5 protein-coding genes are annotated in these 13,261 nt (G+C 39.2%); 2 read left to right on the top strand and 3 right to left on the bottom strand.

What is annotated here, in order from left to right; translation table 11 throughout:
* Positions 1-5: 5 nt before the first annotated feature.
* Together FJA49_RS08015 and FJA49_RS08010 are read left to right on the top strand one after the other, a co-directional pair.
* A complete protein-coding gene (locus FJA49_RS08015; RefSeq protein WP_140000469.1) occupies positions 6-2,447 on the top strand; it encodes a polysaccharide biosynthesis tyrosine autokinase in 2,442 nt (813 codons plus the stop codon).
* Positions 2,432-3,328 carry an ABC transporter permease gene (locus tag FJA49_RS08010; RefSeq protein ID WP_140000468.1) on the top strand — a complete coding sequence of 299 codons (897 nt, stop codon included), beginning with the start codon at positions 2,432-2,434 and terminating at the stop codon, positions 3,326-3,328. The genes FJA49_RS08015 and FJA49_RS08010 overlap by 16 nt, the downstream gene beginning before the upstream one ends.
* 188 nt (positions 3,329-3,516) lie before the next feature.
* Here FJA49_RS08010 and FJA49_RS08005 read toward each other — a convergent pair whose 3' ends face one another.
* Genes FJA49_RS08005 through FJA49_RS07995 form a run of 3 tightly spaced genes read right to left on the bottom strand, consistent with a single transcriptional unit; the run spans position 3,517 to position 12,765 of the window.
* Complete coding sequence (locus FJA49_RS08005) at positions 3,517-4,416, bottom strand: PorP/SprF family type IX secretion system membrane protein (protein WP_158629462.1); 900 nt, start codon at positions 4,414-4,416, stop codon at positions 3,517-3,519.
* Between the two features lie 28 nt (positions 4,417-4,444).
* Positions 4,445-12,334 (bottom strand): lectin-like domain-containing protein, encoded by a 7,890-nt coding sequence (locus tag FJA49_RS08000; protein ID WP_140000466.1) that lies wholly within the window; start codon positions 12,332-12,334, stop codon positions 4,445-4,447.
* Between the two features lie 2 nt (positions 12,335-12,336).
* Positions 12,337-12,765, bottom strand: coding sequence for a hypothetical protein (locus tag FJA49_RS07995; protein WP_140000465.1), 429 nt, complete (start codon positions 12,763-12,765; stop codon positions 12,337-12,339).
* Positions 12,766-13,261: the final 496 nt, after the last annotated feature.

Here is a 13,261-nt window from a genome sequence, read left to right as displayed (position 1 = left end):
ATACCATGCTTGATCCGAAGGACTTTTCATTTTTTGAAAATCAGAACAATTTCGATTTCAAAGGTTTCTTGATAAAAATATTGAGTTACTGGAAATGGTTTTTGGTGAGCCTTATTATATGTTTTGCCATAGCCTATCAGGTAAACATCCGTAAAGAGAAAATTTACGGAATGGAGAGCCTTATCGCTATTCGTGAAGAGAGCAATCCTTTTTTTACTTCCAATACCAGCCTTGTTTTTAACTGGGGAGGTACGTCTGATAAGGTTCAGACCATCATAACTACACTAAAATCACGCTCTCACAATGAAATTGTGGTTGCCAAGCTCGAATATTATATTAAATATTTCACGCAAGGAAAATACAATCTGATTGATGCGTATGGTGAAGCTCCGTTTAAAGTAGTAATCGACAAATCCAAAGGACAGCTGTCTGGAATTCCGATAAAAATAAAATTCTTAAACGCTTCCGAATATGAACTTTCGGTTGCTTTTGAAAATGAAAGTGCAAGCCTTATCAATTATTATAATGACAGCAAAAGCCAGATAGCCGTTGCAATTGGAAACTATAGTAAAAAGTTTAAGGTGGGAGAACAGGTCAAGCTGCCTTATCTGAACTGGAAACTGGAATTAAAGTCTGATGCAAGCTCGTATGCCGGCAAGGAATACTTTGTGAGATTTGACAATTTCAATAGTGTCGTGAACCAGTATCAAGGCATTAGTGTAGATAGCGACAGCAAAGGTAGTTCTATCTTAAAGCTTTCCATGCAGGGAACCAATAAGGCCCGCATGGTTGACTATCTAAATACTACAGTTCAGGTATTGAGAAAGAATCAGTTAGACAGCAAGAACCAATTTGCTATTAACACCATTGCTTTTATTGACAGCACGCTCATCCAGATGGAAGACCAGCTAAAAGGAACAGAAGGCCAACTGAAAGATTTCCGCAGAGGCAAAAATGTTCTTGAACTGGGAGACGGAGGCGAAAAGATTTCAGAGAAGTTAGCGGGACTTGATGTTGAAAAAGACGCAATCAACCGTAAAATAGCCTATTACAATACGTTGCGTTCTTATCTGAACAACAGTGTCGATTATTCAAAATTGCCAGCACCTGCTGTTGCCGGAATCGACGATCCTAACATTGTAGGAAACGTTTCCCGATTAATCGCACTTTCAATCCAACGTTCTGAAAAGGCATACGCCGTAAAGAATGAGCGGTTTTTCAGAGATTTTGATAACGAAATGGAATCGGTCAAAAAGGTTCTTTTAGAAAATATTACATCAGCAAAAGCGGTTATCCAGAATGATCTGGCATTAGTCAATGCTAAAATGGGCCAGGCAGAAAGCACTATCAAGAGATTGCCGGATGATCAGCAGGATTTATTGAAAATTACCAGAAAATACGATTTGGCGGAAAGCATATTTAATACATTTCTTGCCAAAAGAAATGAAGCCAACATTGTCAAGGCAGCGAACCTTTCTGATATCCATTTTATTGATTCGGCTAAAGATACAGGAGGTGGATTATTAGGTCCAAAAACCAGTGTAAATTATGTGCTTGCTTTATTTCTGGGATTAATGATTCCGTTGGTTATTGTGTTTGTCATTACGTTTATGGATAACAGCATCAATACGGTAGAAGATATTGGCAAGCTGACCAAAATTCCATTGTTAGGTGTCATCGGGAAAAAGAAAACGCCTAGCAATTTGGCGGTACTTGAAAAACCAAAATCAGCATTGGCAGAATCTTTCCGTGCCATTAGGTCATCACTTCAGTTCCTATATAAAAAACAAAAGCTTTCCGGAGCAAAAACGCTGATGTTGACATCGTCAATCAGTGGAGAAGGAAAGACATTCTGTTCCATAAACATTGCTACTGTTTTTGCATTAAGCGAAAAGAAAACCGTAATTGTAGGATTGGATTTAAGAAAGCCTAAAATTTTTGGAGACTTTGATCTTGACAATACTTTTGGAGTAGTGAATTATCTGATTGGACAAAAAACTGCAGATGAAATCATCCAAAAAACAAAAATACAGCATCTGGATGTCATCACTTCAGGACCAATTCCGCCTAATCCGGCTGAACTTATCCTGGGAGATAGCATGAAAGATTTGCTGGATGACTTAAAAAGAAAATACGATTATATCATTTTAGATACGCCTCCGGTTGGATTGGTTTCTGATGCTTTGGAATTAGCACAGTTTTGCGATGCCACGCTTTATGTGGTTCGCCAGAACGTTACCAAAAAAGGAATGCTGGCTTTGGTAAATGACAAACATAAGAGAGGCGAACTGACCAACATAAGCATTGTATTTAACGGCTACGAAAGTAAAGCCAGATATGGTTATGGCTACGGCTATGGTTATGGCGATTACAGCAATGGCTATCACGATGAAGGCGAATCAGAAAATCGTTTTAAAAGACTTCTAAACAAATGGCTGAAAAAATAGCAAGACAAACAGGAATCAGCCTCAATGACCAGCAATGGCTTTATGAAATATCTCCCAAAAGAAAGCTGGTAGCTTTTAATTTTGAAGAAATCTGGAGGTATCGTGATTTGCTGATGTTATTTGTCAAAAGAGACATAGTAACCTATTATAAGCAGACCGTTTTAGGACCGTTATGGTTTTTGATTCAGCCTTTGCTGACTTCCATTATACAGTTTGTGATTTTTAATAAAATAGCGCAGATTGAATCAGACGGGATTAATTATTTCTTGTTTGCATTAGCAGGAAATACGCTTTGGTTTTATTTTTCAGATTGTTTTAAATCGACTTCAGATACTTTCAAAACCAATCAGAATATTTTCGGGAAAGTCTATTTTCCAAGGGTTATCATGCCCATATCCATAACGATATCCAATCTTTTAAAGTTTGGTATACAGTTTCTGTTTTTTATCTGCATGATGACTTATTTTATCATGCAAGGCAAAGCTGTTATGCCAAATTGGGAAATTGTATTTACACCGATTCTTTTGATTCTGATGGCCTTGATTTCGCTTGGATTCGGAATGATTATTTCTTCCATGACAACAAAATACAGAGACCTGACTTTTTTAATTGGTTTTGGCGTACAGCTTTATATGTATCTTACTCCGGTGGTGTATCCTACTTCTTTAGTAGTAAAAAAATTAAAGCCTTACGGTTATGAAAACCTGGTGTATCTAAATCCACTGACCAGCCTTTTTGAGTTTTTCAAATATTCTTATCTGGGCAAAGGTGAGTTTACAACATTTGGTCTTGTTTATTCTGTTGTATTTTCAATCGTTATCTTTTTATTGGGACTTATCGTTTTTAATAGAACAGAAAAGAATTTTATCGATACGGTTTAAATAAGCTTAAAAGATGCTCTCAGAATCTTTGCGAGCCATTATTTCACGCAAAGGCGCAGAGCCGCAAAGCAATTAACAGATAGATATTCCGAGACATATTCTAGCACAAAGTTTTTGGGAATCATAAAGAACATAAATAAAAAAGCGGGGACATTGTCCCCGCTTTTTAGTTGGATTGAATCCGACTCTTAATTTGCTTTTGGCGTCAAGTTAAATCTCAAATAAAATTCATGTGTCCCACTAGTTACGTTTGCAATTTCATCACGTAAAGAATGCTCATAAGCATACCCAAAATCAAACCAATCGTTAACTTTTATAGTTGCCAATCCGTTGATGGCTTTGTCTGTTCTGTAAGCCACACCAAGTCCAAATTGCTGTTTGTAGCTCACAAGACCTGTGATATCCATAGAAACCGGAGCACCGTTTACATAACGAAGCAGGGTAGAAGGCTTTAGCATAAAGTCTTCATTTAGCTTGATGTCATAACCGCCGCTGAGGTAAATATGAGGCCTGTCTGAAGCCACTGTTGCCACTCCGTCTTCATTTTTAGCACGTTGGGTACTAAGCATTTTTGGAGTAGAAAGCGAAACATAAAATTTCTTGTGCTTTAAATAAGCTCCAATACCAAAGTTAGGATTAAATCGGTTGATGTTTACCAAAGACGGGTCAGATTCTACATTGTAAGTTTGTAATCCGTTCACGTTTACATCGTAAAAATTTCCGCCCGCCTTAACTCCCAGGTACAGGTCAAGAGTTTCGTTTATAGGAACCAAATAAGAGAAATCTGCAAAAACCGAAGTCTGTTTTTCAACGAATGTCTTATCGTTGATAATAGAAAGTCCGATTCCCAATTTTTTCCCTGTTGGCGTTCCAAAAGATACAGCCTGGGTTTCCGGAGCATCTTTTACTCCTGCCCATTGTGTCTTGAAATTGCTTGAGATTATGGTTTCACCATCAGCCCCTGCATAAGCAGGGTTGATGATGTTCATATTATTTCTGTAAAATGTAAAGCTCGTTTCCTGTTGCCCGTATGCATAAGCGGCAAAGAAAAATAACAGTACAGTGCTTAATTTATTGAATGTTTTCATAATGATTGTCATTTTTATTTGTTGCTGATTATCGGGTTAGGTAAATCCATCCTTCATAAACAGGAGTTCCGTTTCCTAAATCAATTTGGTAATAGTATGAGGATTCAGGCAGCGGATTGCTAGAACCTTTATAATGACCATTCCAATCATTTTTGTATCCTTTGGCACTGAATACTTCAGATCCCCAACGGTTAAACACTTTTACTACAGAATTTGGATAGTTGGTGATGTTGATAATTTGCCATGTATCGTTGATTCCGTCGTTGTTTGGCGTAAACGCTTGAGAGATGTTGATTTCTGTCAAGTCGCAAACATCTCCGATTCCGTCTTTGTCGATATCTTCCTGACCTGGGTTGTATGTGTAAGGACAGTTGTCTGATTCGTTCGGTACACCGTCGTTATCATAATCGTCGTCACAAGCATCGCCCAATCCGTCATTGTCAGTATCAGTCTGATCTGGGTTGTAAGTAAACGGACAGTTATCGATAGTGTCTTCTACACCGTCATTATCATCATCTGGATCACAATTGTCAGGAATTCCATCATTGTCATTATCTCCAAACGTATTGATAACTGTTACTACAGCCCCTGCTGATGAAACATTTCCATGAATATCCGTAACCGTCATAGTCACGAAATTAGCTCCGGTTTCGCCACAGTTGAAAGCTGTCTGGCTTAACGCAATAGAAGCAATACCACAGTTGTCTGAAGAACCATCGTTGATTTCTGTAGCTGTTATATACGCCATTCCATCAGCATCAAGAGAAACAGTCACATCACGTGTGATAGCATATGGAGCCATTGCATCCTGAACCGTTACTATTGCTGTTTGAGTAGCAACATTTCCGTTAACATCAGTTACACTTAAGATTACGGTGTTGTTTCCAACATTTGAACAAGAGAAATCTATCTTGTCAAGTGTGTAGCTTGCGATACCGCAATTGTCTGTCGAACCATTGTTGATCTGTGCAGGCGTGATTGTAACCTGTCCGTTGATATCCAATTGAACTGTAATGTTCTGAGTGATTACCGTTGGAGCAATTGTGTCAGCCACAGTTACGATAGCGGTATTGGAAGCTGTGTTTCCATTCACATCAGTTATCGTTAAGGTTACTGTATTAGCACCTACATTAGTACAGTTGAACTCGGTTATGTCAAGAGCATACGTTGCAATTCCACAACTGTCTGCTGAACCATTATCAATTTGAGCTGTTGTGATTGTAGCTTGTCCGTTAGTATCAAGCTGAACCGTAATGTTCTGTGTGATTACTGTTGGAGCACTAGTGTCTTCTACAGTTACTACAGCGGTTGCTGAAGAAGCATTTCCGCTAGCGTCAGTTGCTGTAAGCATTACCGTATTGGCACCTACATTAGTACAGTTGAACTCTGTGATATCTAATGCATATGTTGCAATAGCACAATTGTCTGTCGAACCGTTATTGATTTGTGCAGGCGTAATTGTAGCTTGTCCGTTAGCACCCAATTGTACTGTGATATTCTGCGTAAGAACTGTTGGAGCTATAACATCTTCTACAGTTACAATTGCTGTGTTTGAAGCTGTGTTTCCATTCACATCAGTTACTGTCAACGTTACAGTGTTAGCACCTGTATTTGTACAATTGAAATTTGTGATATCAAGTGCATACGTTGCAATTCCGCAGTTGTCAGTCGATGCATTATTGATTTGAGCAGGCGTAATAGTTGCCTGACCGTTAGCATCTAATTGTACAGTAATATTCTGCGTAAGAACGATAGGAGCAATAACATCTTCTACGGTTACGATAGCCGTATTCGAAGCCGAATTTCCATAATTGTCAGTTACAATCAGAGTTACTGTGTTAGCACCCATGTTTGTACAATTGAAGCTTGTAATGTCAAGTGCATACGTTGCAATTCCGCAATTGTCTGTCGAACCATTGTTAATCTGGGCAGGAGTAATTGTAGCCTGTCCGTTAGCATCCAATTCAACTGTGATGTTTTGTGTTCTTACAGTTGGAGCCATCATATCAGCAACAGTTATTATAGCAGTTGTTGAAGCATAATTTCCGTTAACATCAACACCAAACAATGTGATTGTATTGGTAGTTCCTATATCAGAACAGTTAAAGAAAGTACGGGAAATACCCATCGTTTCGATAGCACAGTTGTCAAAAGAACCATTATCCACATCAGCTGTTGTCAATGTATATTCACCATTGATGTTTAGATGAACGGTTACGTTTTGAGCAATCATCGTTGGAAGGATGTTGTCTTCAACAGTAACTACAGCTGTATTTGAAGCTGAATTTCCGTTTACGTCTGTTACAGTTAATGTTACCGTATTTACCCCAACATTTTCGCATGTGAAAGCAGTTGTATCAAGAACATAAGTAGCAATCGTACAGTTGTCAAACGAACCATTGTTGATTTGAGCCGGTGTGATTGTAGCCTGTCCGTTAGTATCTAACTGAACTGTAATATTCTGAGTAAGTACAGTTGGATTGATGTTGTCTTCTACCGTTACTATAGCTGTATTTGAAGCTGAATTTCCGTGGATATCAGTTACAGTCAATACTACAGTATTCGGGCCTACATTAGCACAGCTAAAGCTTGTAATGTCTAAAGTGTAGGTAGCAATAGCACAATTGTCTGTCGATGCATTGTTGATCTGAGCAGGCGTAATTGTAGCCTGTCCGTTAGCATCCAATTCAACAGTGATGTTCTGCGTAAGAACAATAGGAGCCAGGGTATCTTCAACAGTTACTACTGCCGTGTTAGAAGCCGTGTTTCCGTTTACATCAGTTACAGTAAGTGTTACCGTATTGGTGCCAACGTTTGTACAGTCAAAAGAAGTTATGTCAAGAACATAAGTAGCAATCGTACAGTTGTCAGTTGATGCATTATTGATTTGTGCTGGCGTAATAGTTACCTGCCCGTTAGCATCTAACTGAACCGTGATATTCTGCGTAAGCACAGTTGGAGCAATAACATCTTCTACGGTTACTATAGCCGTATTTGAAGCTGAATTTCCATTTACGTCAGTTACAGTCAATGTTACCGTGTTTGTTCCAACGTTTGTACAATCGAAAGCCGTTATGTCAAGAACATAAGTAGCAATCGCACAGTTGTCAGTCGAAGCATTGTTGATTTGAGCCGGCGTAATAGTTGCCTGACCGTTAGCATCTAATTGTACAGTAATATTCTGCGTAAGAACGATTGGAGCAATAACATCTTCTACGGTTACGATAGCCGTATTCGAAGCTGAATTTCCATTTACATCAGTTACTGTCAACGTTACCGTGTTTGCACCAATATCAGTACAGTCGAAAGCTGTTATGTCAAGAACATAAGTCGCAATCGCACAGTTGTCAGTCGAAGCATTGTTGATTTGAGCAGCTGTGATAGTTGCCTGTCCGTTAGCATCAAGCTGAATCGTAATATTCTGTGTAAGTACAGTTGGAGCGATAACGTCTTGTACTGTTACGACTGCCGTATTCGAAGCTGAATTTCCGTTTACGTCAGTTACGGTCAGTGTTACCGTGTTTGCACCAATATCAGTACAGTCGAAAGCTGTTATGTCAAGCGCATACGTAGCAATCGCACAGTTGTCAGTCGAAGCATTGTTGATTTGTGCAGGCGTTATTGTAGCCTGTCCGTTAGCATCTAATTGTACTGTGATATTCTGCGTAAGTACGATTGGAGCAATAACATCTTCTACAGTTACGATAGCCGTATTTGAAGCCGAGTTTCCACTGGCATCCGTTCCGGTTAAAGTCACCGTATTGGCACCAACATTAGTACAGTTAAAAGAAGTGATATCAAGTGCATAAGCAGTAATAGCACAATTGTCAAAAGAGCCATTATTTACTTGTGCAGGAGTTATTGTTACTTGTCCGTTAGCATCCAGTTGTACTGTGATGTTTTGAGTAATGATAGTCGGATTTGTAGTGTCCTGAACGGTTACTACAGCAGTTGCTGTTCCTGTATTTCCATGAATATCGGTTACAGAAAGTGTTACCGTATTCGCTCCGGTTTCAGAACAATTAAAAGTAGTTTTGCTTAAAGCATAAGAAGCAATACCGCAATTGTCTGTTGAACCGTTATTGATTTGTGCAGGAGTAATCGTAGCCTGTCCGCTTGCGTTTAGCTGTACGGTAAGGTTTTGTGTGATTACAGTTGGAGCCATAACATCGGCTACAGTAACTACTGCCGTTGCAGCACCTAAGTTGCCTGTTGGATCATTTCCGAAAAGCGTAATTGTAAAACTTTGCCCTACATCAGCGCAGGTAAATAAAGCTCTGGTGATTCCAAGGTTAGAAATACCACAATTGTCATAAGAACCATTATTAACCTCAGAAGGAACCAGATTGTAAATTCCGGCTGCATTCAAGTTTACAGTGATGTTTCTGGTAATGATAGTCGGGTTTGTAGTATCCTGAACCGTTACCACTGCTGTTGAAGAAGAAGTATTTCCGCTAGCATCTACAGCTGTTAATGTTACCGTATTTGGGCCAAGGTTAGAACAGTTGAATGTACTTGGACTTACTGTCAAAGAAGTGATTCCTACGTTATCAAAAGAACCATTGTTTACTTGTGCAGGAGTTATTGATACCTGTCCGTTAGCACCAATAGACACGGTTGCGTTTTGAGTGATTACCGTTGGAGCAATATTGTCAATAACTGTAATTGTTGAGGTTGTTGTGCCAACATTTCCTTTAACATCGGTTACAGTCAAGGTTACAGTGTTTGTACCCAGGTTTGTTCCATTGAAAGTTAATGGAGAAGCTGTAATGCTTGCAATACCGCAATTGTCAGACGAACCGTTGTTGATAGCAGCAGCGGTTGTAGTAGCCTGTCCGTTTGTACCTAAATATAAAGTAAGGTTTTGTGCAACAGCAATTGGATTTACAGTATCGTCAAAAGTAACAGTGAATGTTCTCGTTGATGTCGTACCATCACCGTCTGTAGCTCTCAAAGTTACAGATGAAGTTCCAAATTGTCCTGCTACCGGCGTGAAGCTTACTGTTCTTGTTGCTCCGGCACCTGTAACTGAAATGTTTGCCAAAGGAAGCAAAGCCGTGTTTGTTGAACCTGTTGCTTGAAGCGAAATGTTCGCCACAGGAGATTCGCTATCTGCTACGGTAACATTCACAGAACCTGAAGTATTGTAGCAATAGCTTTGGTTGGCTACAGTTGAAATAGTAGGAGGAGTGCTTACGATTGATGTCAAACAGTTACCGTTAAAACGTACTCTGTGCTCGTTTACAGAACCGCCTGTTGCAGCCGTAAAGCCCCAATAAGCATATTGGTTTCCTAAAATCGTATTCGGGATGTCGATTACGGTATTGAAAATTACCGTACCTTCATAAGTCACCTTAAATGTTTTTGAAGAAGCAATCCATTCAAAAACGGCATCATGCCAATTGCCATCTTCTATTTGGCCAGCATTGTAATAAGGAACAAATTCTGAATGTGCAGAAGTACTTAATGCCAATCCATTTTTTACAATAGCGATATGGTCATTCGAAATAGGATCTGCACCAGAGTTATAAAACGTATCAAATTCTACAGCAAGAGAAGGTGAGATTCCCTGGTATCCAAGACCACCGCCTGCAACTCCCTGATTAGAAGATAAAGGTTGTAATACGAAAGCCAATCCATCTGCACCTGCGTCAGATGCACCAAAATATAATTGAGTACTGATTTTGAAGTTTTCATTCAAATCAAGTCTCGCTTTACCCCAAACCGTACCAAATAGGTTACCAAGGCTTTCTGTAAGACGTACTTCATTTCCGGTCAATAACGCATTTCCGTTTGTAATAACGTCAGAGGCATTAAAGGTGTTACATGGTGTGATGTAAATTGAGAAACTTGTCGTTGCCGTACAACCGTTATTGTTTGCCGTAACTGTGTAGCTCGCAGTAGACTGTGAACCTGTTGGAGTTCCGGTAATGGTTCCGTTTAATGGGTTAAAAATCAATCCAGCCGGTAAAGCAGGAGTAATGCTCCAATTTGTGCTTGCTCCGCCAGTATTGCTAACAATAATTGGAGTGATCGTCTGGCTTTGGTATAAATTATACGTAGCTGATGTATACGCTATTACAGGAAACTGATTAACTGTTACTGTAAAAGTAGTGGTGGCAGTAGCTCCTAATTGATCCGTAACGGTTAGTGTAATTGTAGCCGTTCCGTGTTGGTTGGCAGCCGGTGTAACAGTAACTGTTCTGTTGGCACCCGTACCCGATACCACTATGTTCGCATTTGGAACCAAAGTCGTATTAGAAGAGCTTCTTGTTACAGTTAAGCTTGCTGCCGGAGTTTCCACATCTGCAACCGTAAAGGTAAGAGCTGAGGTTGCTGCATTGGCGCAAACTGACTGATTAGCAATAGTCGAAATAGTAGGGTTGTTGTTAGCTACAGTAGTAAATGTAACTTGTGGCCCATAAGCAGTACCCACAGAGTTAGTAGCATAAGCCCTAACATAATAAGTAGTTCCTGCATTTAATCCTGCCATTGCACTTGTAAAAGTGCCCAAACCAGAACCATCTGTAGTCCTACTGTTTGCAATGGATGGATTTGCAGTAGTGCTCCAGCAAATACCTCTTTCAGTAACAGCTTGTCCACCGTCTGAACCTACAGTTCCTCCTGAAGATGCAGAATTTGCTGTAATGGCACTAGCGGCTGTTGTAGCAGTAACATTAGGAACAGTATATGCCAGTGTAGTAAATGAGGTATGATAAATCGTTGAATAGGCAGGAACTGCATCGCGAGTTACAAAATACAATTCATAAGTTGTATTTGGCGTCAGTCCTGTGATAGGGAAAGGTACTTCAACATTGGCTGCCATTGCAGATGAGCCATGTGCCACAGGTGTAACAGCTCCATAGGCAGTACCTGCTTGGATTTGAGCCTCTGTTGGTGCTGCTGAACCTTGCGGAACAACAACATAATAACCATTTACAGGGTTTTGTGAAGTTGAGTTAAAAACAGCAGATGTATAAGTAATGTTGTTTACAGCACCGCTTGCCTGGGCTACATCTTCAATAATATCGTCAATATCTGCAAGAGTACCTGCAGCATAATACCAGGTAAAATCATCACTTGCATTTACGGCTAAGTTATTGAAACGTACATAAAAGCCATAAGATCCATCGGTAGTTCCGGAGTTTACAACAGAAGTTGCTGGATTTTGGCCGATGACATTAGTCCAATCGCAACAAGCATTTACGATTGTATTTCCTCTTGGAGAATTAGAATAGAAAAGAATAGCCTCATCATTATTATAAATTTTTAAAGCGGCAGAAGGCTGCGAAGGCAAAGTGTTTAATACAAAAGCTCCGTTTACAAGATTTCCTTTTTGTTTGATGTTGCTATCTGTCAAACCAACAAAGTCGTCCCGGGTTCCTACCCAAATTCTGACATTGCTAATAGGAGCAGCGCTAACGTTCTTAACTTTTACTTTTACCTCAATATAACCGGCACTTTGTAAAAGTGTGAAGGTATTTTCGACTTCAAGAAGAGAGCCTCCAACATTTATATTTCCTTTAGAAACCACCTTTCCATATCCGTTTGGAGCGGTCGTAAAAGTGAATCCTGAATAATCGATAGTTTGGTTGGTCAATGCCGGATTTTGAACTGTAACTCCGTTTGTGTTCCATTCATTGGTTCCATCACCCCCTACAGCATATGCATTGTCAAGAGCATAATTGCTATAGGTTAATTTTCTCCATTGCGCAGCAATTGCATTATAATAAAAAGGCTGCTGCATATTTCCCGAGTTGTTGATGGAATTTTCAGATCCATTTCCAACTCGCAATTTATTGTTGTTGATGACCCTTGTCTGAGCTTCTGCGAAAGAAGGCATCAGTAGCATAAGGACAGGAACAATCAATACAATAGCCAGGGATAATTTTCGAAAGTATTTTTTACTATTTCCCATGATTAGACTTTATTGATTGCTACAGTAGTGACAGTCCATTCAGAACCTTGCTTGCTAAGTTCCAGATCTGTTCGAACTGCTTTTGGGCTCTTATTCTGGTCATAATTATAAACAAATGACACACGGGCTGTTTTTTCATTTATTTCAAATGTCCAAAACAGGAAATAAGCTTCCAAATGCTGTGATTTGACTTCTTGTTTAGATAAAAAAACTAAAGGTTTTCCGTTTTTTGAAACCTTTATGTCTTTGTTAAAAGAAACGCCATGTTGCATAACATATAGGGGCTGGGTAGATTTTCCAGGCAGATAATCCTGGAGTTCTTTAAGATCGATGCATTTTTGTAGCACCTTAATTTGGTCATCGGGGGATTGTGCATAGGTTTGGCTAATGCACAAGATGACCATGAAGAGAATTAGTGATAATTTTCTCATATCTAAATTAATTGGTTAACGATTATTGAAATGTGGGACAGAAACAAAAGATCATTGTTCATGACATTTTGTTTATTGAAATCATAAAGCTTTTTTAAGAGAGCAGTAATCTGATTACTGTAAATAGAATCAGGCCCGCAAAAAAGTACAGCATGACACGAAGTCGATAGGGGATTTTTTTAGCATAGATAGTCATTGAATTAAAGAATTAATTTTTTAGTTTTTGCTCTCGACATATCATTCTTCCATGAGTAATGGAAGTGTGAGTGCACAATTAATAAATTAGATTTGGGGCGTGGTATTTGTTAATGTTGTTACAAATTAAGCCCATAAGTAGACTGAAAAAGGAGGAAATGGTATAGATAAAATATAGACAAACGTGTTTTTGAGTGTCTATATTAAGGGTGTTAATTTGTTGCAATTCAGTAAGTTATATATTAATCTATATTTTGTCTATAGATTGCTAAATCCGACAAGGCCGTTTTTGCGTATTTAA

Origin of the sequence: Flavobacterium microcysteis (assembly GCF_006385255.1) — a bacterium.
Lineage (GTDB): Bacteria > Bacteroidota > Bacteroidia > Flavobacteriales > Flavobacteriaceae > Flavobacterium > Flavobacterium microcysteis.
The sequence above is the reverse complement of the archived record's forward strand: the minus strand, read 5'-3'. Positions and strand labels throughout refer to the sequence as shown.